We start from the raw sequence: 21,810 nt of genomic DNA, 5'->3' as shown, positions 1-21,810 counted from the left end.
TCATACAAGCACGTCATCGTCACGGCTATGCACACGACCAGCACGAACTTCCAGTCCGAGCCGGTGCACCGGCCCCACGGCAACTCGATCAGCATCCTGGTGGTGGACGACGAGCCCCCGCTGACGGAGCTCCTGTCGATGGTCATGCGCCAGGAGTCGTGGGACGTGCGCTGCGCGCGCAACGGCGGCGAGGCCATCCGTGCGGCCCGGGGCCTGCGGCCCGACGCGATCGTCCTGGACGTCATGCTGCCCGACATGGACGGGATCCAGCTCCTGCCCAGGTTGCGCGCGGTGCTGCCGCGGGTGCCGATCCTGTGCCTGACCGCGCGGGGCTCGGTGCGGGACCGGCTCGTCGGGCTGCGGGCGGGGGCCGACGACTACGTCACGAAGCCGTTCAGCCTGGAGGAGGTCGTCATCAGGCTGCGGGGGCTGCTGCGCCGCTCGGGCGCGGAGCGGGCGCGGCCGGACTCCGGGCTCGCGGTCGGGGACCTCACGCTGGATCAGGAGACCCACGAGGTACGCCGGGCCGGCAAGGAGATCAGGCTGACGCCCACGGAGTTCGAGCTGCTGCGCTTCCTCATGCACAACCCGGGGCGGGTGCTCAGCAAGGCGCAGATCCTCGACCGCGTGTGGGCCTACGACTTCGGCGGCCAGAGCAACGTGGTCGAGCTGTACATCTCCTACCTGCGCCGCAAGATCGACGCCCAGCGCAAGCCGATGATCCACACCGTGCGCGGCGTGGGATACACCATCCGACCGGCCGTATGACGATGTCGCTGGAGACCGGGCGGGTCGGGGTGACCAGCGTCCCGGGGAGGCCGGAACCCCGGCCTCACCCGAGCAGGTCCCGGCGGGCGAAGGCGGCGCCGCCGACGGTCACGAACACGGCGGCGACCAGGGTGAACACGGCCGGAGCCACGAAGCCGGGTGAGATCGCGGGATGGCCGTAGCCGAACGGGGTGAGCAGGAACGCCGCCCTGCCGATCGTCCCGGCCTCCCACATCGCCACGCAGGCGGCCGACAGCGCGACCGTCACCCAGCCGGTGGGGGCGGCGAGGCGCGGGCGCAGGCCGTACGCGGCGATCGTGATGCCGGCGATCGCCCAGGTGGCGGGCGCGAACATCAGCGCCGTGCCGATCTGGGCGGCCGGCCGGCCGCTGCCGAGCCCGGTGCCGAGGCCGACGGCCAGCAGCATGGCGGTGGGCGCGGCCATCGAGAGCGCGACGTGCCCGGCCAGCCAGCGCGTCCTGCCGGTGGGCCGGGCCAGCAGGGGCTCCGCGCGGCCGCGGCTCTCCTCCGCGTACGGCCGCAGCGCCCCCGCCACGGCCAGGCAGGCCACGACCAGGCAGAAGACGTACGTGAAGATCTCCAGCAGGCTCTGCCCCGTGATCGTGCCGACCTCGAACGAGCCGGACACCCAGCCCACCCCCACCGAGACCGTGCCCAGGCTGACCGTCCACCCGGCCGCCTGCCCGCCGTACAACCGCCAGGCCAGCGCGACGGGGCTGCCCAGCCTGCCCCGCACCGGCCCGGTGCCGCCCGCGCGGTCCGGCAGCAGGCCCGCGCCGAGGTCACGGCGCCCCGAGACCGCGTACGCGACCAGGGTGAGCACCACCGCGAACCCCAGCGGCAGCAGCGGGACCCACCACTGCTCGGCCCCGTACGCACGGGCGATGCGCGGCCATCCGGCCGGGAAGATCCCGATCCGGTCCTCCGGCACCACGACGCCGGGCACGAGCCCCGCCACCAGCACGCCCACGCCGGCGCCGCGCGCGAGCGGCGCGCTCTGGGAGAGCTGCGCCGCGACGAGCCCGCAGGCGGCGAACACCGTGCCTCCCGCCCCGGCCGTCAGCCCGAACAGCAGCGACCCCCCGAAGGGATGGCCGAACCCGAGGGGCAGCACGACGGCGAGCAGCGCGGCGACGGCCACGTTCACGGCGGTGGCCACGGCCATGACGGCGCTGACGGAGGCGTACCTGCCGGCGGCTCCCGCCGCCACGAGCTCCCCGCGGCCCGCGTCCTCCTCGGCACGGGTGTGCCTGATGGCGAACAGCAGCCCCGCCAGACCCGTGATGAGCAGGCTCTGCACGCTCGACCGCCAGGCGACCAGCCCCGCGATGGAGGTGTCGTGGACCGGGCCGAGCAGCGCCGTGGCGATGGGGTTGGCGGTGCTGACCGCCACGAACGCTTCCCTGATCTGCTGGGTGGGCAGCAGCGCGCCCAGGGAGTAGGCGTTGAACGCCGGCACCGCGACGGCCGCGGCGATCCAGAGGGCGATGAGCAGCCGGTCGCGGCGCAGGATGAGGCGGACCAGCGTGCTCATGGGGTCGCCGCCACCTGGTAGTGGCGCAGGAACAGCTCCTCCAGAGTGGCCGGCTGGGCGGTGAGGTCGCGCAGGCCGAACGCGGTCAGCCGGGTGAGCACCTCACCGGCCTGCCCGCTGTCGACGCGGAAGCTCACCTCAGTGCCGTGGACGCGCAGGTCGTGTACGCCGTCCAGCCGCTCCAGGGGCCGCTCCAGCCGGGCGGTGATCGAGGTCCAGGTGAGGTGGCGCAGCTCGGCCAGGGTGCCCGACTCGACGACGCTGCCCTGGCGGACGATGCTCACCCGGTCGCACAGGGCCTCCACCTCGGCCAGGATGTGGCTGGACAGCAGGATCGTGGTGCCCTGCGCGCGGCGCTCGGCCAGGCAGCGGCGGAACTCGGCCTCCATGAGCGGGTCGAGGCCGGAGGTGGGCTCGTCCAGCAGGAGCAGCTCGGCCTCGGCCGACAGCGCGGCGATCAGCGCGACCTTCTGCCGGTTGCCCTTGGAGTAGGTGCGCGCCTTCTTGCCGGGGTCCAGCCCGAACCGGTCGATCAGCTCCCCGCGCCGCCGCTCGTCCACCCGGCCGTGCAGCCGCCCGAGCAGGTCGATCGTCTCGCCGCCGGTCAGCTCGTCCCACAGGGTGACGTCGCCGGGCACGTACGCCAGGCGGCGGTGCAGGCGTACGGCGTCGTGCCAGGGATGCCCGCCCAGCAGCCGCACCTCGCCCGCGTCGGCGCGCAACATCCCCAGCAGCACGCGCAGGGTGGTCGTCTTCCCCGCGCCGTTGGGTCCGAGGTAGCCGTGGATCTCCCCGGCCGCCACGTGGAGGTCGAGCCCGTCCAGCGCGCGGACCCGCCCGTACGACTTGACGAGGCCGGACACCGCGATCACAGGGTCCATGGCTGGGACGCTACGCAAAACTTGCAGTTCTGTAAATATGCATCGGTTGCAATATCATGGCCGGCATGTCGTTGCGGGAGCGGAAGAAGCAGCGGACGCGGCAGGCGCTCATCGACGCCGCCGGGCGGCTGTTCGACGAGCAGGGGTACGAGGCCACGACCGTCGCGCAGATAGCCGCCGCGGCCGAGGTGTCCCCGCGCACGTTCTTCACCTACTTCCGGCACAAGGCGGACGTGCTGATCACCCACGGCGTGGAGCGGGTGGACGCGGGCGTGGCGGTGATCGGCACCCGCGCCCCCGGCGAGCCGCCCGCCGCGCTGCTGGCCAGGGCCTTCGACGAGATGCTGACGGAGAGCTGGGACCTGGGGATGACGCCCGGCCTGGTCGGGGAGGCGGTCAAGCTGCCGATCTTCTCGCCGCGAGCCTCCATCGACCGCTCGAACACCCGGCTGGAGCGGCTGGCCGCCGCGCTCGTGGACGCCTGCGAGATCGACCGGATGACCGCGTACGCGATGGTCGGGGCCGCGATCGGCGCCGTGAGCGCGACGGCGGCGGCCGCGATCGGCGAGGGCGGATCCGACGAGGAGACCCTCGCCGAGGCCCGCCGCGCCTGCCGCCGGGCACTGGCGGGCTTCTGACCGAACCCCTCGCTAGATCCGATCTAGCGGCCCACCTAGCGCCTTGAGGGTGGAAGGGGGTGACCACCATGCCGGGCGACGACGACCCGCTCCGCGTCGCGGTGATCATCGGCAGCACCCGGGTGGGGCGCGTGTGCGACACGCTCGGCGGCTGGTTCGCCGAGCGGGCCCGGCGCCGCGAGGACCTGTCCGTCGAGGTGCTCGACCTGGCCGGGTACGCCTTCCCCGCCTGCTACCCGGACGAGTCGACGCCGTCCATGCGGCACTTCACCGCGGCCGTCGGCGGCTCCGACGCCTTCGTCGTGGTCACCCCCGAGTACAACCGCAGTTTCCCCGCCCCGCTCAAGCAGGCCATCGACTTCGCCTACGACGAATGGCAGGCCAAGCCGGTCGGGATCGTGGCCTACGGCTCCGGCTCGTGCGGCCACTACGCCGTCGAGCAGCTCCGCACGGTCTTCTCCGCCCTGCACGCCGTGACGATGCGCGACTGGGTAGGGCTCGACCTGCTCGGCGCGGGCGTCGACGAGTGCGGCCGGCCGCGCGACACCGACGACCTCCTGCGGGCCGTCGCGGCCCTGCTCGACCAGCTCACCTGGTGGGGCCGGACGCTCCGCGAGGGCCGCCGCAGGCAGCCGTACGCCTCATGACCTCATCTCGAAGGGAACACCCATGACAGATCTGGCGATACAGACCTCCGGCCTGGTCAAGGTCTTCGGCGACACGCGCGCCGTGGACGGCCTCGACCTCGCCGTGCCCGCCGGCGCCGTGTACGGCGTGCTCGGGCCCAACGGCGCCGGGAAGACGACCGCCGTACGCATGCTGGCCACGCTGCTGCGGCCCGACGGCGGCGAGGCGACCGTGTTCGGGCACGACGTCGTGCGCGAGGCGGACGCCGTACGCTCCCGGGTCAGCCTGACCGGCCAGTACGCCTCCGTGGACGAGGAGATGACCGGCGCCGAGAACCTGATCCTGCTCGGCCGCCTCCTCGGCCACCGCAAGCCGGCCGCGCGCGAGCGGGCCGCGGACCTGCTGGAGGCGTTCGGGCTGACGGAGGCGGCGGGGCGGCAGGTCAAGACGTACTCGGGGGGCATGCGGCGGCGGCTCGACATCGCGGCCAGCATCCTGAACACGCCCGACCTGCTCTTCCTCGACGAGCCCACGACCGGCCTGGACCCGCGCAGCCGCAACCAGGTCTGGGACATCGTCCGCATCGTCGTCGCCCACGGCACCACGGTGCTCCTGACCACCCAGTACCTGGAGGAGGCCGACCGGCTCGCCCAGCGCATCGCGGTCATCGACCACGGCCGGCTCATCGCCGAGGGCACGCCGGGCGAGCTGAAGTCGTCCGTCGGGTCCGGCTCGGTCCACGTACGGCTGCGCGACGCCGCCACCCGCCCCGACGCCGAGCGCGTGCTGGCCGAGACGCTGGACACGCCCGTCTACCTGGAGGCGGACCCGGTGGCGCTCACCGCCCGCATCACCGGCGGCGGCAACGAGGCCGAGCAGGCCTCCCGCGCGCTCGGCCGCCTGGCCGAGGCCGGCATCGTCGTCGACGACTTCTCCCTCGGCCAGCCCAGCCTGGACGAGGTCTTCCTCGCCCTCACCGACCACCCCGCCACCACCGAGGAGGCAGCAGCATGAGCACCACCACCGACAGCACCACCACGTACGCACCCGCGGCCGAGGCCCTGGCCACGGTCCTGGCACCCGGTGCCAGACCACCCCGGCCGAGCGCGTGGTCGGCGTCGATGACGTTCGGCTGGCGGGCGATGTTGAAGATCAAGCACGTGCCCGAGCAGCTCTTCGACGTGACGGCGTTCCCGCTGATGATGACGCTGCTGTTCACGTACCTGTTCGGCGGCGCGCTGGCCGGCTCCCCCACGGAATACCTGCAGTTCCTGTTGCCCGGCATCATGGTGACGAGCGTCGTGATGATCACCATGTACACCGGGGTGGAGGTCAACAAGGACATCGAGAAGGGCGTCTTCGACCGCTTCCGCACCCTGCCGATCTGGCGCCCGTCCACCATGGTCGGCTACCTGCTCGGTGACGTCCTGCGGTACACGATGGCCTCGACGGTCATCTTCCTGATCGGCCTGGTGCTCGGCTTCCGCCCGCAGGGCGGCCTCGCGGGGGCGGTGGCGGGGATCCTGCTGCTGCTGGTGTTCTCGTTCGCGTTCTCGTGGGTGTGGACGATGTTCGGCCTGCTGATGCGCAGCGAGAAGGCGGTGATGGGGGTCAGCATGCTGGTGCTGTTCCCGCTGACCTTCCTGAGCAACGTGTACGTCGATCCGGCGACGATGCCGGGCTGGCTGCAGGTGTTCGTGAACGCCAACCCGATCTCCCACCTGGTGACCTCGGTACGGTCACTGATGGGCGGGGCGCCCGACATGGGGGAGATCACCTGGGTGCTGGTGTCGGCGGCCCTGTTCGTCGCCATCTTCGGCACGCTGACGATGCGCCTGTACAACCGCAAGTAGGTCCAGGCGGCCCCGGGTCGGCGGTCCTGTCGCTGATGCCGACAACGCTCAGAGGCGGCGGCCGACGGTGAGCACGACATACCAGTGGCGGGTGAGCCGCCCGTCCGGGCGGGTGGCGAGGAGGCGGCGGATCTCCTGGTAGAGGTGCCGGCGCCGGTCCGGCTCCATGGCGATGTGGCCGGAGAACGTGTCGAGCAGGGCCAGGTATTCGTCGGCCGTGTAGCGCAGGGCCCACACGTAGAGCCGGGTCCCTGCCACCGTGAAGAGCCCGGAGGTCTCGAACTCGGTGGCGACGGGGTTGGGCTGCTCCTCGGGCGTCGGTCCCGGCCACGGGCCGTCGTGGCCTTCGCCGATCTCTTCGTAGACCTCCTGGATCTCGTCGAAGATCGGGTCGTAGCCGGCGGGCATCGCGTGCTCGGCGTTCCACACGGCCAGGTGGCCGCCCGGGGCGAGGAGGGCGGCCGCCTTGGCGTATTTGACGGCGGGGTCCAGCCACTTCCAGGCCGTGGCGGCGTACACGAGGTCGAACCGGTCGCCGGCCGGCGGCTGCCAGCCCTCGAACGGCGAGGTGATCACCGAGACGCCGGCGAAGTCGGCGAGGCGGCGCCGGGCCTCCGCCGCGAGGGCCTGGCCGAGCTCGACCGCGGTGATCCGGAAGCCCATCCGCGCCAGCGGGAGCGTGGCCTTGCCCGGCCCGCAGCCGACTTCGAGCAGGTGCGCGGGCGGCGTGAGGCCGGTGATCCGGAGCAGGTCGGAATAGAGCTCGGCCGGGTAGTCGGGGCGGGCGTCCTGGTAGGTGGCGGCTGCACTGTCGAAGGTGGCCGACAGCCGGCGGTCGAAGGACATGGTCCCATCCTGGCGGTGCCGTGCGACGGGAGGCGAGCCGATTTATCGTGACCGTGAGGTGGGATCCCGACCGGTGAGGATCACAAATGACCGACGACCTTGGTTCCGAGCAGATCGCCGCCATCACCGCTTTCGTGGACACCGAGGCCCTTCCGCCCGACGGGCGGCCCACGGCGCTCATCCTCTTCGGCACCATGTACGTCCGCCCGCCCGTCGAGATCGCGGCCGAGCGGTACCACCGGGGGCTCGCGCCGCTCATCATCGCCACCGGCGGCGTCAATCGCCACGACGGCACCCGCGAGGCGCGTACGTTCCGCCGCCTCCTGCTCGAACGCGGCGTCCCGGACGACGCCATCCGGTGCGAGGACCGCTCGCTCAACACCTGGCAGAACGTCGAGCTCTCGCTGCCCTTCCTGCACGAGGCGCTGGCGTCGGGGCTCGCCGTCACGGCGGTCTGCAAGTGGTACCACCGGCGGGCGCTCCACATGCTGAAGACCCTCGTGCCCGGCCTCGGCCCCTTCCACGGCATCACCTGGGAGCCGCCCAGCGCCGGCCGGCCGATCACGCGCACGGACTGGCCCGCCATGCCCGGTGGCAGGAAGCGGGTGATGCGCGAATGGGAAGAGGTGTCGCGGCGCGTCGCCGACGGCAGCCTCCAGGACCTCGTGCTCACCGGCGGCGCGTGGCACTGACGGGGATCCCTGACGTTCTCCCTGACCCGCGCATGTACGTTCCGTTACCATGAGCCGACTCACGGTGCCGGACGGACGGAGGGTGCATGCGCGCGAAACCCGCCCTGGTGGTCGGCGCGGTCGTCCTGCTCGGCGCGGTCTGCTCCGTGCTGACCGGCGTCTACGTCAACTTCGCCACCGACGGCCGGCCGGAGCTCAACCCGGCCCACATCCTGCCCGCCGTGCTCTTCGCCTGCCTGGCCTCCGCGTTCCCGCCGCTGGGCGAGGTCCTGCGCTCGCGGTGGGCCAACCGCACGGCGAGCGCGGCGGACCCGTTCAGCGCGCACGACCTGCCCACGTTCAAGCGGCTGCTCAAGGAGCTGCGCAAGCGGGCGGGCACGCCCCGCTTCGCCGAGCTGGAGACGCGCGCCGCCGCCCGCGGGCTGGCGTTCGGGCGGGCCGACCTGGAGCAGGTCACCGGCCGGCGCACCAGCTGGCTGAACGACGCCGGGCAGGCCGAGCCGGTCATCCGCGCCTTCCTCGCGGTGCATGACGTGCCGGGCGCCGCGGCGGACAAGTGGCTGCGGTCCTACCGCAGGCTGGCCGATCCCCAGCCGGAGGCACCCGGCCGCCGCGTCAAGCTGGTCGCCGTCGTGACAGTGCCGGTCGTGTGCGCGACCGCGGCCTTCCTGGGTTACGTGACGTACGCCGAAGCGCAGGTACGCGACTCGCTCAGGCGCTCGAACGTGACGATCCTCTCCCTGTACGTCCCCGGCCGCTACCTGGTCGTCAACAACTCGGCCCCCGCTCCCCCGCACGCCAGGCTGGGCGCCTCGATCGTCAACACGAGCCCCGGCCAGACCTACCGGTGGGACCTCGAACCGGACAAGCGCGGCGGCACGTACCTGCACCGGATCCGCAACCGCGCCACCCAGCGCTGCCTGACCCCGGAGGCCCGGCACCTCACCGAGGGGATCTACCTCACCGAGGCGGCCTGCGGCGACTCCGGCGACCAGCTCTGGCGGGTGTCCGACCGGTCCCTCGCCATCGCCTCGCCGCAGGGCGAGCTGTGCGCCGAGCCGAACATGGGCTCCACCATGGCCGGCACCCCGCTGATCCTGCGGGCCTGCGCCGGCGGGCGGCTCGTCCAGCGCTGGCTGGTCACCGACCGCCTGCCGGACCTGGGCAGCTCGCTGGCCAGCGCGGAGAACGGCGTGTGCCTGGACGCCGCGAACGACACCGACGTGATCACGTGGGAGTGCCACGGCCGCGCCAATCAGGCCTTCAGCTATCCGCGCGACGCCCGGGGCGACTACGCGATCAGGAGCATGGATCGCTGCCTGGCCGTCTCCGGCCCGCCGGGGCGGCAACGCCCGGTCCGCGAGCCCTGCTCCGGGGGCCCCGGCCAGCTGTGGCGCTTCACCTACCGCTCGCCCTTCCACGAGTGGCTCTACTGGGAGGTCAAGCATGTCGCCACCGGCCTGTGCCTGCAGCTGGAGCCGGACGGGCGGTCGCTGTCCATGACTCCCTGCGTGCGCTCGAACGTCCAGCAGTGGCGCACCCCCGACTGGCTGCACCCGCCGAACACGCCGGTCCACCCCTAGAGGCGCCACCCGATCTTGTCGTCGCCCGGCTGGTAGCGGCAGGTGGCGCCGGTGGAGACCGTCGCCCGCAGGTGGGCGGCCAGCTCGGGATGGGCGTGGTCGAGCTTGCGCAGCGTGTCGCGGATGCGCGCGGTGACGGTCTTGCGCGCCCGCTCCGCCTCGTCGCCCAGCCGCCGGGTGCGCCCGCCCAGGCCGGCCGCGGCCCGCAGCTCGGCCAGCAGCGCGGCCCGCTCCCGGTCGAACTCCGCCGCCCGCCCGTCGTCGCCCAGCTCGGCGGCCCGGTCGATCTCCTCGTCGAGCCGGGCCAGGCGGCGGCGGTATCGGGTCTTGGCCTCCTCGTCGAGCACGTCGTCACCGCCCATCCGGCGGGCCGCCACGACGAGCTCGCCGCCTTCGGGATCGAGCAGCAGCACGGCGGGCACGTCGTCACCGGGACGGCTCAGCAGCGTGTGCAGGTCGTGCAGACCCTTGGCGTCGGGCAGGTGGGCCACCCGACCGTCGAACGCCAGCGACCAGACCGCTCCCTCCCGTCGGAACTCCCCGGCCGGGCTGCCCGAGCCCCCACGCCAGGCGTTGCCCGGCAGCGCCCGGGCGCCTTCCGGCACCGCGTGCCCGGCGGGCCGCGCATGGGGTGACTCGCCGGTGTGTCGCACGGGTTGCGGAACCTGCCGCATGCCCAGCTCCACCGCCTCCCGGTGCGCCTCCTCCAGCAGTGCCCGCGCGGCCTCGGCGTCGCCGGGCCCGGCCCGGGAGAGCAGCGTCTCGGCCAGACGTCCCCGGGCCAGCACCGACCACGGCCGCGCCCGCATCGCGTCGGCCGCGCGGTAGGCGGCGGTGAGCTCCGCGACGGCCTCCGCCCAGCGCTCCTCCGCCGCGTCCACCAGGCCGAGCCAGAGGTCGTAAGGACCGCCGATATCCCAGCCGAACAGCGACACCGCCCACCGCCCCCGATGCCGCGCCAGCCCGGCCCGCGCCCGGGCGCACAGCTCCGGGTCCTGCGTGGCCGCGGCCACCTCCGCCAGGAAGCGCAGCCAGATCGGCTGGACCATGCGGTCGTCCGGCTCCTCGTCGGTGAGCTGGCGCAGCGCCGCGTGGAGGTCGCCGGCGTGCAGGGCGGTCAGCCCCTCCAGCAGCGGCACGCACGGGTGGCCGGTGCCCCTGAGCGCGCGCAGCGCCTGCTCCTGCCCGTCGACCCGGCCCTGCAGCGCCATCAACGACCAGCGGTGGTGCATGAGCATGAAGGTGAACTGTTCGTGGCGGGCGTCGGGCTCGATGGCCGCGAGCAGGGACTCCGCCTCGGCGAAGCGGCCGGCGAGACCCGCGATGATGCTGGCGTCGACGTCGGCGGTCATCGCGAGGTGCGGGCGCTCGCTGCGCCGCGCCCTGGCGTCGTAGTCGTGGAACTCGTCGAGGTAGCGCGGGTCGCCCTGCTCGATCATGGCCACCCAGCGCAGGGCGCTGGCGAAGTGCTCGAGGTCGGCGTCGGAGGTGCGCCGGGCCACGGCGATCAGCTCGCCCGTCAGCACCACCCGCTCCCCGGCCGTGCCCGGCCCCCAGATGATGTCGTGGTGCGCCCACAGCCCGAACGCCAGCGCGTCGTCGTTGCCCTCCTGCCTGGCCAGGTTGATGAGGTGGAGGACCAGATCGGTCGCGAGCCGCTCGTCCGGCACCGAGCCGCCGACCAGCCGGCGATGGGCGTCCTTGAGCCGGTCGAGGGCCTTCTCCCGGCCGTAGAGGCTGTGGAAGAGCAGCGCGACCCGGGCGGGCAGCTCGGGGTCGTCGATGTCGCGGGCGATGGCGGCGGCCTCCTCGAACACCCGCCTGGCCTGCTCGGGCTCGCCGGTGTGGTGCAGCTCCCGGCCCAGGTCGAGCGCGATCAGGCCGCGCCGGCGCGGGCTGGAGGCGGCGCTCAGCTCGTACGCCCTGCGCAGGTGACCGACCTGCTCCTCCCCGGCGAGCCTGCCGCCGGCCTCGCGGGCCGCGTCGAGCAGGAGGTCGATGGCCTTCTCCGGGTCGAGCCGGTCACCAGCTAGGTAGGCGTGCCTGGCCAGGTCGCTGGGCGGCAGCTTGCCGGCCAGGCCCGGCGCGCTCTCCACCGCGGCGACCACGGCGGCGTGCCGGCCGGGCGGGTCGTCGAGGGAGTCGTAGAGGGTCTCGCGCACCAGGTCGTGCGCGAACGCGAACACGCCCCCGCCCCTGGTCACCACGAGCCTGGCCACCACGGCCAGGTCGAGCAGCCGGTCGACGTGCGCGACCGGCTGCGCGATGGTGGCGGCGAGCACCTGGCGGTGGAACTCCCGGCCCAGCACCGCCGCGGCCGGCAGCAGCTCGGACACCTGGCGCGGCAGCAGGGACAGCCGCCGCAGCAGCGCGTCGCGCACGCCGGGCGCGATCGCGCTGGCCGAGCCGCCGCTGCGCCACAGCCGGGCGGTCTGCTCGACGAAGAACGGGTTGCCGCCCGTGCGCAGGTGGACCTCCTCGACCAGCTCGGGCGGCGGGTCGAGGCCGGCGGTGCGGGCCATGAGCGCGCCGACGCCCGCCCGGTCGAGCCCGGTGAGCGTGATCGTGGTGGCCTTGGCCACGAGCGGTGACAGCAGGTCGCGCAGCGGGTGGTCGACGGGCTCCACCTCGGCGTCGCGGTAGGTGCCGATCAGCAGCAGCCGCTCGAACCAGGTCTGCTGCGCCGCGAACTCCAGCAGCCGCAGCGAGGCCGGGTCGGCTACGTGCAGGTCGTCGATGACGATCACCACCGGGCGCCGCTGCGAGAGCGCGACCAGGGCGGAGGTGACCGCGTCGAAGAGCTGGAAGCCGTCGGGCGTCGCCCCACCGCTCGGCAGCTCACCGAACTCGGGTGCCCTGCCCTTGGCGGCGTCACCGAGCTCGGTGCCCCTGCCCCTGGCATGCGCCTCGCCGAGCAGGGCGGTCAGGCTCGCGCCCGCCGCCTCCTCGGCCGCCGCCCACTCCTCGGGCTCGGCGGCCCGCCGCAGGGCCCTGATGACCTGCACCCACGGCCAGTAGCCGGGGGCGCTGCCGGAATCCCAGCACGCGCCGCCGACCACCAGCGCGCCGCGCCGCCTGGCCTCGCCCGCCGCGCTGGTGACGAGCGTGGTCTTGCCGATGCCCGCCTCGCCGGTGACCAGCACCAGGCCGCCGTGGCTGCCCACGACCCGGGTGATCTCGGCGCGCAGCAGCTCGGCCGGGTGCTCCCGGCCGATCAGCTCGTGGGCCGCGACGTCCATAGGCATGACGCTTGCACGTTATCCGCCCGAACCGACAATTTCCCAACGCCTTCCAGCGGTTCCGGCGGGCAGGATGCGCGTCCCCGAGGGATCGGGCCGGCGGGGGTGACCCGATCTACCAGGCCACCTCCAGGGAGCTGAGCCCGTACACGATGGAGGACGTGCGGAAGCGCGGGGCGGTGTCCGTCACGCGCAGGTTCGGGAAGCGCCTGAGCAGCGCGGGGAAGGCGATCCGCAGCTCCATGCGGGCCAGCGGGGCGCCCAGGCAGTGGTGGACGCCGTGACCGAAGGCGACGTGGCCGGGCGCGCCGCGGGTGAGGTCGAACGCGTCCGCGTCCGGCAGGAACGACGGGTCCCGGTTGGCCACGGGCAGGGTGCAGATCAGCAGGTCGCCCGCCTCGATCCGCCGGCCGCCCACCTCGGTGTCCGCGGTCGCGACCTTGGTGGTGCCCGAATTGACGACGCTGAGCCAGCGCAGCAGCTCCTCCACCGCGGCGTCGATGCGCTCGGGCTCCTTCCGCAGCAGGTCGAGCTGCTCGGGGTGGCGCAGCAGGGCGAGCGTGCCCAGGGAGAGCATGTTGGAGGTGGTCTCGTGCCCGGCGAACAGCAGCAGGCCGCCGATCCCGACCAGCTCGTCGGTGGACAGGTCGTCGCCGTGCTCGCGGACGAGCATGCCGAGCAGCTCCTCGCCCGGGTCGGCCTGGATGCGGGTGACCAGGCCCTCCATGTACGCGCGCTGCTCGAACTGGAGCATCATGCGCTGCTCGCCGGGCACGGTCATGTCGAGCATCCTGGCGGTGCGCTCCTGGAAGCCCTCGCGCTCCTCGTACGGCACCCCGAGCAGCTCGCAGATCACCAGCGACGGGATCGGCAGCGCGAACGACGGCACCAGGTCGGCGGGCGAGCCCGCGGCCTCGATGGCGTCCAGGTGCTCCTCGACGATGCGCGTGATCCGCGGCTCCAGCCGGTTGATCCGGCGGATCGTGAACTCGGGGGTCAGCATCCTGCGCAGCCGCGTGTGCTCGGGCGGGTCCACGCCGAGCAGGTTGCCGGCGCGTACCTTGGCCTTCTGCTCCTCCGTCATCTCCGGCGCTCCGGGCAGCCGGGCGATGGTCTGTGGCGCGACCTTGAACCGTTCGGCGTCGCCCAGCACCTCCCGCACGTCGGCGTAGCGCGTCACGAGCCAGGCGTCGGTGCCGAACGCCGTCGTGATCCGTTTGATCCGCTCCTGGTCCCGCGCGGCCGCCAGCTCCGGCGCCGGATCGAACTCCACCCGCCGCATGTGCAGCGGCATCGTCGAGGTCTCGCTCATGCAATCCCCTGGCTGATCCTGATTTTTGCGTAGAACGCTACTGATGCGGGCGATGCGGGCACTAGTGCGATCTTGAATCGTTGTGCGCTCGTACCTGAATCATGGCCGGGCGGCGGTGCGCGGCGCCCTTTGACGCGGGCCGGACGGCGCCAGGAATATACCTGCATCCCCTACGACAAAGAGGACGCCCATGGATCTGGCGCGGCAAGTCCCCGGCCCCGTGCCCCCGTCCGTGCCCGTGCTCGTCGCGGGAGGCGGGCCCGTCGGCCTGGCGACCGCCGTGGAGCTGGCCCACCACGGCGTTCGCTGCCTGGTGGTCGAGCCGCGCGAGTCGGTCTCGTGGCTGCGCCCGCGCGCCAAGACCACCTCGGCGCGCTCGATGGAGCTGCTGCGCAGGTGGGGGCTGGCGGAGACGTTACGGGCGCGGGCGCCGCTGGCGGTGTCGTGGTCGGACGCGGCGGTGTTCGTCAACAGCCTGCTCGGGCGCGAGATCACCAGGATCGGCGGCTGCTTCGGCCTCGACCTGGCCGGCTCCGACCTGGCCGCCGAACCCGGCCAGCAGGCGCCGCAACCGCTGGTGGAGGAGGTGCTGCGGGAGGCCGTCGGCGACGCGCTGCTGACGGGCCGGCAGGTGACCGGCCTCCGCGAGGACGCCGACGGGGTGACGGTGCGGATCGCCTCCGCCGATGGCGACGAGCACGAGGTACGCGCCCAGTACGTGGTGGGCTGCGACGGCCCGCGCAGCGTCACCAGGGCGGCCATCGGCGCCCGCTACGAGGGCCGCCAGGACGCCAGGCCCAACTTCAACATCGTCTTCCGCGCCCCCGGGCTGGCCGAGCGCATGCCGCACGGCCCCGCCGTGCACTACTGGGTGCTGAACCCGGCCCAGCCCGGCCTGGTCGGCCGCCTGGACCTGGAGGAGACCTGGTGGTGCATCGCGCAGGGCGTACGCGCGCGGGACGCCGACCCGGTGCGGCTGGTACGGAACCTGGCCGGGGCCGACATCGAGGTGGAGATCTTGGCCACCGACCCGTGGACCGCGCGGATGTTGCTGGCCGACCGGTACGGGAGCGGGCGCGTGTTCCTGGCGGGCGACGCGGCGCACCAGAACCCACCCTACGGAGGCCACGGGTTCAACACCGGCATCGGTGACGCGGTCAACATCGGCTGGAAGCTGGCCGCTGTACTGCAGGGGTGGGCTCCGGCCGAGCTGCTGGCCACGTACGAGAGCGAGCGCCGCCCCATCGCCGCCGACACCATCGAGGCCGCCGCCGCGAACATGGCCACCCTCGCCCCCGAACTCGCCGACCCGGCGCTGATGGGGGACGAGGCCGAGTTCGAGAAGGTACGGCCGGCCGTGGCGGAGGCGGTGCTCAGGACCAAGGACAGCGAGTTCCACAGCCTGGACCTGGTGCTCGGGTACACGTACGCGGGCTCGCCCGTCGTCGCCCCGGACGCCGGGGAGCGGCTGCCGCACCGCTGGCTCTCGCCCGGCGAGTCCCTGTACGACCGCCTGGGCCCCGCCTTCAGCCTCGTCGGGGACCAGGGGCTGCCCGGGGCCGCCGTGGTGGTGGCGGAGGCGCGGGAGCTGGGCGTACCGCTCCGGGTGGTGCACCTGCCCGGCGAGCCCTTGACGATCGTCCGGCCGGACCAGCACGTGGCGTGGCGGGGTGAGGATCCGTCGGGCGCTCTGCGGATGGCACTCGGGCTCTCCTGACCAGGGGATGTGGGTCGGTAGGTGGGCCGGGGCCGCCCACCCGTTGCCCGATCACCAAGTGGGCCGGCGGGTCCCCACCCCAAAGGTCTTCGCCCGGGGGCGCTTCGCGCCCGATGAGCTCAGGCGTTCCCCTTCGACGCGCCTCCGGCACGACGACGCCTCCGGCGCCCATCGCGCGTTCACCCGTTACCCGGCTACACGGTGGGCCACGAACGCCCACCCCGACCCGCCACACCATTGGGCCCCTATTGTGCAGGGGACCAGACCGATGACTTTCACCAGCTTGGGATGTCTCTCTTCCCAGAACCCTCAGAAGAAAGACGTCCGGAATGCCAGACACAAGCCCAAAATCCACCCGTCGCCGTCGCCGCCGTGACCCGGCCGCCATCTGGCCGCTGATCCACACCGAACGAGCGGCCCTGGCATCCGACCTCGCCGCCCTGACAGAGGAACAGTGGGCCACCCCGTCCCTGTGCGAAGGTCTGACGGTGCGTGAGGTGCTCGCCCACCTCACGGCGGGGGCCAGCCTGAACCCGGTGCGGTGGCTGGCGGGCGTGATCCGCTGCCGGTTCGACTTCGACAAGCAGGTGGCCATGCGCCTGGCCGAGCACCTCGGCACCACCGGAGCCGACACCCTGGAGAGGTTCGAGGCCGTCGTCACGAGCACCACCTCACCACCGCTCCCGGCCGTGGCGATGCTCGGGGAGACGATCGTGCACGGGGAGGACATCCGGCGCCCACTCGGCCTGAGCCGCGACTACCCGATCCCGACGCTCACCCGGCTGGCCGAGTACTACCGGGAATCGGACCTGGTCGTCCAGGCCAAGGGCCGGATCGACGGGTTGCGGCTCACCGCCACCGACGGCCCCTTCGAGGCCGGCACCGGACCGGCTCTCGTGTCGGGGCGGACGCTGTCGCTGATCATGGCGATGACGGGGCGGATTGCCTACTGCGACGAACTGGAAGGAGACGGGGTCCCGATCCTGCGCGACCGCTCCGAGACAGCCGGAGAGCGGGCGTAGCGGGGCCGATCGGGTCCGACGTCGGGTCCGCGTCTACGGGAACGCGGTGAACAGCACTTTCCAGGTCCCCGAGTACAGGCAGTTGGCGCTCGGCCTGGCGGACTTGGCCTCGCTGCACACCTTGAGCTCCACCTCGGTGACGTCCGACCTGCTGAAGAGGAGGCTGGGCGTCTCGTCGTCGAAGCAGTTGCGCAGGCGCTTGTGGGTGAGAGCGGGCTGTCCCTCGTCGTCGTAGTAGGTGATGCGGAAGACGGCCCACGCGCAGCGGAAGTCGCTGGGGGTTCGGTCGGCGAGCAGCACCCGGACGCGTACGTGCGCTACGGGCAGGTCGTCCTCGGGGTCGAGGCCGGTGGCCCGCAGCTCGCCGATGGCCTTGGCCTGGCGGCCGGGCGAGTAGACGGGACCCCAGCGGTCGAACGGGGCGACGGCAGCGGACGTACCAATCCTGGCGGACGCGGACGCGGACCCGGCGGAGGCGACCGCTGAGGTCGCTGAGGCCGTGGACGCGGAGGCAGAGGCGGCTGAGGCTGGGGTGGCTGAGGCTGGGGTGGCGGGGAGTGCGGCTAAGGCGGCCAGCAGCACGCCGGCTGACAGGACATGGACGGTTCTCATCATTGCTCCTTCTTCTGCTGCAGGGTGTAGAGGCGGATCTCGATGCCGTCGGGGTCGATCAGGCCGGCGACCAGCCAGCCGATGCTGCCCTCGGTGATGCCGGCGTGGGAGACGCCGAGGTCGTCGAGTCGGGCGACCCAGTCGCGGAGCGCGTCGAGCGTGGGCACCCCCAGCGCGACGGGGTCGAACCCGCCCAGAGCCCGTACGCGTTCCGGCTCCTCGCGTAACGCGATCATCAGCGTCTGCCCCGCGTCGCGCATGGCCACGCCACGGAGCACCCCCTCCTCGACGAACTCGATCGCCACGTCGAGGCCCAGCACCCGCCCGTACCACTCCGCGCTCTTGCGTACGTCGGACACAGGCAGCTTGATGTGGTGGAAACCCTTGAGGACGGTCACAACCGGCCCCCTTGTCGGCCAAAGATTTAGAGTGACACTTTAAAGTGGTACTCTAAGTTCATGGCGGACGTCAATACCAGGAATCGGCGATCAGCACCGACCAGGCGGCGCATCGTGGAGGCGGCGCACGGCCTGTTCGCCACGCGCGGCTACTCGGGCACCACCTTCCAGGAGGTGGCCGACGCGGCCGGGGTGTCCGTGCAGACGGTCTACTTCCATTACGGCAGCAAGAGCCAGCTGCTCAAGCACGTGGTGGACGTCGCCTCGGTGGGCGACGACGAGCCGATCCCGCTGCTGGAGCGCCCCTGGTTCGTGGAGTTGCGCGGCTCGACCGACCCGAGGAAGGCGATCGCGCTGTGGGTCCGCGAGAGCGGCGCCATCTTCGACCGGGTGGCGGCCATCCTGGCAGTGGTGCGCGACGCGGCGGCCGGGGACCCGGAGATGGCCGAGCAGTGGCAGGTCAACAGCGGGCAGCGGCGCACGGCGCACGAGACCTTCGTCGGCATCCTCGACGGACTCGATGCGCTGCGGCCCGGGATGGACGTCCAGCGGGCGACGGACGTCACTGTGGGGTTGCTGTCACCCGATCTGTTCCTGGTGCTGGAGCGGGAGTGCGGGTGGAGCACCTCGCAATGGGCGACCTGGGCGGCCGATCAGCTCGCCTATGCCCTGCTGGGGGCGGATGACCAGTGCTCTGACCGGTGACGTTCACCGGGTTGCTGTCGGAGGCGACAGACGGGCCGGTTGGTGAGCGGCGCGGATCAATCCGGATGCGACCCATGAGCTCGGCCTCATAGCCTCGGCCTCATGAACGACCGCGTCCTCGTCCCCGACGACTTCACCGTGCCCCTGTACCTGGCCACCCCGCAGTTCCGTCTGGAGCCCCTGGGGCCCCAACACAACGTTGCCGACCACGCCGCCTGGACCAGCAGCATCGAGCACATTCGCGCGACCCCGGGCTTCCCGGACGGAGACTGGCCTCCCGTGGGCGGCATGACCCTGGAGGCAAACCTCGCCGACCTGCGGCGCCACGCGGACGACTTCGCCCAGCGCCGCGGATTCACCTACACCGTCCTCGATCCGGCCGGCGGCGAGGTGATCGGATGCGTCTACATCTATCCCTCCCCCAGCGACGACCACGCCACTGACGTGTCCTCCTGGGTCCGGGCCGACCGAGCCGAACTGGACGTGCCCTTGTATGAAGCCGTGACAGCCTGGCTGTCCACGCACTGGCCCCTTGGGACGCTCAACTATCACCCGCGCTGAGGTGTTGTCCACCGCCTGTGGACAACACCAAACCGACCCCCGCGCCCCAAGCGAAGCGCCCCAGGCGAAGGTCCTCGTGCGCGAGGCGCCTCGGGACCCCGGGCGAAGACTCCTCCGCGCGAAGCGCCCCTGAGCGGAGGCGTCGCGTGCCGGAGGGCCCCAGGCGAAGGCCCTCGTGCGCGAAGCGCCCCAGGGACCCCGCGCGAAGCGCCTCCGGGCGAAGACCCCTCCGCGCGAAGCGCCCCCTGGGCGGAGGCGTCGCGTGCCGGAGGCGCGCGCCTGGAAGACAGCCCGAGCGGCAGCGAGGTCCACTCGGGGCGGGCGTAGGGGGCCAAGCCGGTAACCAGCCCACGGGTGGGCGCCGGGCCTTTCCGGGCGGGCGCAGGCGGGCCGAACCGGTAAGCAGCCCACGGGTGGGCGGCGTCGCCGGGGCGGGTCTACGCTGGGCGCATGCGCGTAGTGGTCATCGGTGGTAGCGGTCACATCGGTACGTACCTCATCCCCAGGCTCGTCGAAGCCGGTCACGAGGTCGTCAACGTGAGCCGGGGCAAGCGTGACCCCTACACCCCGCACGGCGCCTGGCAGCGGGTCAGCACCGTCATCGCCGATCGGGAGGCCGAGGAAGCGGACGGGGCAAACAGGGCCAATGGAGCTGACGGGGCGTTCGGGGCGTTCGGGCGGCGGATCGCCGAGCTCGAAGGTGACGTGGTCATCGATCTGATCTGCTTCAAGGAGAGCAGCGCGCGGGAGATCGCCGCCACCCTCAGCGGGCGGGTGCGCCAGTTCCTGCACTGCGGCACCATCTGGGTGCACGGGCCGAGCGCGCAGGTGCCGACGACCGAGGATCGCCGGCGGACGCCCTTCGGCGAGTACGGCGTGCAGAAGGCCGCCATCGAGGCGTTCCTGCTCGACCGCGCCCGCCGCGACGGGTTCCCCGCGACGATCATCCATCCGGGGCACATCACCGGGCCGGGGTGGGTGCCGGTCAACCCGGCGGGCAACGTCAATCCCGCCGTCTACCAGGCGCTCGCCGACGGTGACGAGCTCGCGCTGCCCAATCTGGGCATGGAGACCGTCCAGCACGTGCACGCCGACGACGTGGCGCGGTTGTTCATGGACGCCATCGCCAGTCCCTCCGCCGCCATCGGGGAGAGCTTCCACTCCGTCGCCACCACCGCCCTGACGCTGCGCGGGTACGCCGAGGCGGTGGCGGGCTGGTTCGGGAAGGACGCGCGGCTGGCGTTCCTGCCGTGGGAGCAGTGGCGGGGCACGGTGTCCGAGGAGGACGCCCAGCTGACGTACGACCACATCGCGCACAGCCCGCACTGCAGCATGGCCAAGGCCGAGCGGCTGCTCGGGCACCGGCCCCGCTACACCTCGCTGGAGGCCGTCTCCGAGGCGGTCGACTGGCTGGTCCGGGCCGGGACGATCAAGCCCCAGCCCTGACCGTCCAGCCCTGACCGTCCAGCCCTGACCGTCCAGCCCTGACCGTCCAGCCCCGAGCGGCCCCGTTCGTCAGCCCGTCAGCCCGTCAGCCCGTCAGCGGGCCGAACTCCTTGCGGGTGTCGATCACCTCGCCGAACAGCTCCCACCGCTCACCCTTGAACGTCATGAGCTGCATCGACTCGATCGGGAACCCGTCGCCCTGGGCGGTGTTCAGCGTCACCCCGGGCAGCAGCATGTCCACCTTCACGTCCTTCAGGTTGCGGACGGAGTCCCGCAGCCCCTCGCGGGTCGGGCACGCGGCCGCCTCCATGGCCCTGTGGAAGCTGGTCGCCGCCGCCCATCCGAACGTGTGGTACGGCACGTTCGGGTCGGCACCGGGCGCGTACTGCTTCATCTTCTCCTTGTAGAGCATCATCTCGGCGTCGTTCGCCCACGTCGGGTCGTTCGGGTCCTTGTAGTACGTGGCCGACACGACGCCCTGCACGTTCTCGAAGCCCACCGGCTTGAGCACGGTGATCGAGGCGGCGACGTTGTTGACGATGTGCAGCGGGTTCCACTTGGTGTTCTTGGCGTCGGCCGCCAGCGCCTGCGAGCCGAACTTGGGCGTGGTGATGTTGAGGAACACGTCCGCCTTGGAGTCGGCGAGGTTGCGCACCTGCGGGTCGATGCTGGGGTCGGAGACCTCGTAGCTCTGCTCGGCCACGACCTTGATCTGGGTGCCCTCCAGCGCCCGCTTGAACCCGCCCAGCAGGTCCTTGCCGAAGTCGTCGTTCTGGTAGAGGACGGCGACCTTGGCCTCCGGCTTCTCCTGCTTGAGGTAGGCCGCGTAGACGCGGGCCTCGGAGACGTAGTTGGGCTGCCAGCCGATGGTCCACGGGTGCGCGGCGTCGGTGCCCCACTTCGAGGCGCCGGTGGCGACGAAGATCTGCGGCACCTTGCGCTGGTTGGCGTAGTCCCAGGTAGCCGTGGTCGAGGGGGTGCCCAGCGTCTGGAACAGGGCGAACACCTGCTCCTGCTCCACCAGCCTGCGGGCCTCCTCGACGGCCTTGGGCGGCTGGTAGCCGTCGTCGCGTACGACGAACTCGACCTTGCGCCCGCCGATGCCGTTCTTCTCGGCGTTGATGTAGTCGAAGTACGCCTTGATGCCCTTGGGGATGTCCCCGTAGGCGGAGGCGGGGCCGGACAGCGGGTAGATGCCGCCCAGTTTGATGCTCTTGTCGGTGATGCCGGTCGTCTGCTGCCCCTGGCACTGGCCCGAGGCGGCCGTACCGGTGCCGCCGCCGCTGTCCCGCCCCCCGCAGGCGGCGACGGCAAGCAGGAGCAGCGCCGTGCAACCGATCGCAGAAACTCGCATC

20 protein-coding genes are annotated in these 21,810 nt (G+C 72.4%); 12 read left to right on the top strand and 8 right to left on the bottom strand.

What is annotated here, in order from left to right:
* Window positions 1–27: 27 nt before the first annotated feature.
* Window positions 28–768, top strand: a complete 741-nt coding sequence (locus ACBJ59_RS15495) for a response regulator transcription factor (protein WP_375110862.1) — start codon at window positions 28–30, stop codon at window positions 766–768.
* Between the two features lie 64 nt (window positions 769–832).
* On the opposite strand, the gene ACBJ59_RS15490 is transcribed toward ACBJ59_RS15495, so the two are convergent.
* Both ACBJ59_RS15490 and ACBJ59_RS15485 read right to left on the bottom strand, forming a co-directional pair.
* The gene (locus ACBJ59_RS15490) at window positions 833–2,323 is read right to left on the bottom strand and encodes a hypothetical protein (RefSeq protein ID WP_375110861.1); all 1,491 of its coding nucleotides are present in this window, start codon (window positions 2,321–2,323) and stop codon (window positions 833–835) included.
* Window positions 2,320–3,204 carry an ABC transporter ATP-binding protein gene (locus ACBJ59_RS15485; RefSeq protein ID WP_375110860.1) on the bottom strand — a complete coding sequence of 295 codons (885 nt, stop codon included), beginning with the start codon at window positions 3,202–3,204 and terminating at the stop codon, window positions 2,320–2,322. Before ACBJ59_RS15485 ends, ACBJ59_RS15490 begins: the two co-directional genes overlap by 4 nt.
* A gap of 65 nt (window positions 3,205–3,269) precedes the next feature.
* Here ACBJ59_RS15485 and ACBJ59_RS15480 point away from each other — a divergent pair, with 65 nt between their 5' ends.
* The 4 genes from ACBJ59_RS15480 (at window position 3,270) to ACBJ59_RS15465 (ending at window position 6,322) form a co-directional block, all read left to right on the top strand.
* Window positions 3,270–3,842 carry a TetR/AcrR family transcriptional regulator gene (locus ACBJ59_RS15480; RefSeq protein ID WP_375110858.1) on the top strand — a complete coding sequence of 191 codons (573 nt, stop codon included), beginning with the start codon at window positions 3,270–3,272 and terminating at the stop codon, window positions 3,840–3,842.
* 68 nt (window positions 3,843–3,910) lie between these two features.
* Entirely contained in the window at window positions 3,911–4,489 is a 579-nt protein-coding gene (locus ACBJ59_RS15475; RefSeq protein WP_375110945.1) for an NADPH-dependent FMN reductase, read from the top strand.
* 22 nt (window positions 4,490–4,511) lie between these two features.
* Complete coding sequence (locus tag ACBJ59_RS15470; RefSeq protein ID WP_375110857.1) at window positions 4,512–5,483, top strand: ATP-binding cassette domain-containing protein; 972 nt, start codon at window positions 4,512–4,514, stop codon at window positions 5,481–5,483.
* Entirely contained in the window at window positions 5,480–6,322 is an 843-nt protein-coding gene (locus tag ACBJ59_RS15465) for an ABC transporter permease (protein ID WP_375110856.1), read from the top strand. The genes ACBJ59_RS15470 and ACBJ59_RS15465 overlap by 4 nt, the downstream gene beginning before the upstream one ends.
* Window positions 6,323–6,370: 48 nt before the next feature.
* On the opposite strand, the gene ACBJ59_RS15460 is transcribed toward ACBJ59_RS15465, so the two are convergent.
* On the bottom strand, window positions 6,371–7,168 hold the full coding sequence (locus ACBJ59_RS15460) for a class I SAM-dependent methyltransferase (protein ID WP_375110855.1): 798 nt from the start codon (window positions 7,166–7,168) through the stop codon (window positions 6,371–6,373).
* Window positions 7,169–7,254: 86 nt separating this feature from the next.
* Here ACBJ59_RS15460 and ACBJ59_RS15455 point away from each other — a divergent pair, with 86 nt between their 5' ends.
* Both ACBJ59_RS15455 and ACBJ59_RS15450 read left to right on the top strand, forming a co-directional pair.
* A complete protein-coding gene (locus ACBJ59_RS15455) occupies window positions 7,255–7,860 on the top strand; it encodes a YdcF family protein (RefSeq protein ID WP_375110854.1) in 606 nt (201 codons plus the stop codon).
* An 86-nt stretch (window positions 7,861–7,946) separates the two neighbouring features.
* On the top strand, window positions 7,947–9,443 hold the full coding sequence (locus ACBJ59_RS15450) for an RICIN domain-containing protein (RefSeq protein WP_375110852.1): 1,497 nt from the start codon (window positions 7,947–7,949) through the stop codon (window positions 9,441–9,443).
* Here the strand turns inward: ACBJ59_RS15450 and ACBJ59_RS15445 are convergent.
* Window positions 9,440–12,688 carry an AAA family ATPase gene (locus ACBJ59_RS15445; RefSeq protein WP_375110851.1) on the bottom strand — a complete coding sequence of 1,083 codons (3,249 nt, stop codon included), beginning with the start codon at window positions 12,686–12,688 and terminating at the stop codon, window positions 9,440–9,442. The genes ACBJ59_RS15450 and ACBJ59_RS15445 overlap by 4 nt on opposite strands.
* 109 nt (window positions 12,689–12,797) lie before the next feature.
* Window positions 12,798–13,994: a cytochrome P450 gene (locus tag ACBJ59_RS15440; protein WP_375110850.1), complete on the bottom strand. Its 1,197-nt coding sequence runs from the start codon at window positions 13,992–13,994 to the stop codon at window positions 12,798–12,800.
* A gap of 190 nt (window positions 13,995–14,184) precedes the next feature.
* On the opposite strand from ACBJ59_RS15440, the gene ACBJ59_RS15435 reads away from it, so the two are divergent.
* Both ACBJ59_RS15435 and ACBJ59_RS15430 read left to right on the top strand, forming a co-directional pair.
* On the top strand, window positions 14,185–15,711 hold the full coding sequence (locus ACBJ59_RS15435) for an FAD-dependent monooxygenase (RefSeq protein ID WP_375110849.1): 1,527 nt from the start codon (window positions 14,185–14,187) through the stop codon (window positions 15,709–15,711).
* A 329-nt stretch (window positions 15,712–16,040) separates the two neighbouring features.
* Window positions 16,041–16,733: a maleylpyruvate isomerase family mycothiol-dependent enzyme gene (locus ACBJ59_RS15430; RefSeq protein WP_375110848.1), complete on the top strand. Its 693-nt coding sequence runs from the start codon at window positions 16,041–16,043 to the stop codon at window positions 16,731–16,733.
* A gap of 33 nt (window positions 16,734–16,766) precedes the next feature.
* Here ACBJ59_RS15430 and ACBJ59_RS15425 read toward each other — a convergent pair whose 3' ends face one another.
* Together ACBJ59_RS15425 and ACBJ59_RS15420 are read right to left on the bottom strand one after the other, a co-directional pair.
* Window positions 16,767–17,348: a hypothetical protein gene (locus ACBJ59_RS15425; protein WP_375110847.1), complete on the bottom strand. Its 582-nt coding sequence runs from the start codon at window positions 17,346–17,348 to the stop codon at window positions 16,767–16,769.
* Window positions 17,345–17,743: a VOC family protein gene (locus ACBJ59_RS15420; protein ID WP_375110846.1), complete on the bottom strand. Its 399-nt coding sequence runs from the start codon at window positions 17,741–17,743 to the stop codon at window positions 17,345–17,347. Before ACBJ59_RS15420 ends, ACBJ59_RS15425 begins: the two co-directional genes overlap by 4 nt.
* A gap of 60 nt (window positions 17,744–17,803) precedes the next feature.
* On the opposite strand from ACBJ59_RS15420, the gene ACBJ59_RS15415 reads away from it, so the two are divergent.
* From ACBJ59_RS15415 to ACBJ59_RS15405, 3 genes are all read left to right on the top strand, one after another.
* Window positions 17,804–18,448, top strand: coding sequence for a TetR/AcrR family transcriptional regulator (locus tag ACBJ59_RS15415; protein ID WP_375110845.1), 645 nt, complete (start codon window positions 17,804–17,806; stop codon window positions 18,446–18,448).
* A gap of 102 nt (window positions 18,449–18,550) precedes the next feature.
* Entirely contained in the window at window positions 18,551–19,009 is a 459-nt protein-coding gene (locus tag ACBJ59_RS15410) for a GNAT family N-acetyltransferase (RefSeq protein WP_375110844.1), read from the top strand.
* Window positions 19,010–19,459: 450 nt separating this feature from the next.
* Window positions 19,460–20,455 (top strand): NAD-dependent epimerase/dehydratase family protein, encoded by a 996-nt coding sequence (locus ACBJ59_RS15405; RefSeq protein WP_375110843.1) that lies wholly within the window; start codon window positions 19,460–19,462, stop codon window positions 20,453–20,455.
* Window positions 20,456–20,540: 85 nt separating this feature from the next.
* Here ACBJ59_RS15405 and ACBJ59_RS15400 read toward each other — a convergent pair whose 3' ends face one another.
* Window positions 20,541–21,809 carry an ABC transporter substrate-binding protein gene (locus tag ACBJ59_RS15400; protein WP_375110842.1) on the bottom strand — a complete coding sequence of 423 codons (1,269 nt, stop codon included), beginning with the start codon at window positions 21,807–21,809 and terminating at the stop codon, window positions 20,541–20,543.
* Window position 21,810 lies beyond the last annotated feature (1 nt).

This window comes from Nonomuraea sp. MTCD27 (assembly GCF_041950495.1).
Classification (GTDB): Bacteria; Actinomycetota; Actinomycetes; order Streptosporangiales; family Streptosporangiaceae; genus Nonomuraea.
The sequence above is the reverse complement of the archived record's forward strand: the minus strand, read 5'-3'. Positions and strand labels throughout refer to the sequence as shown.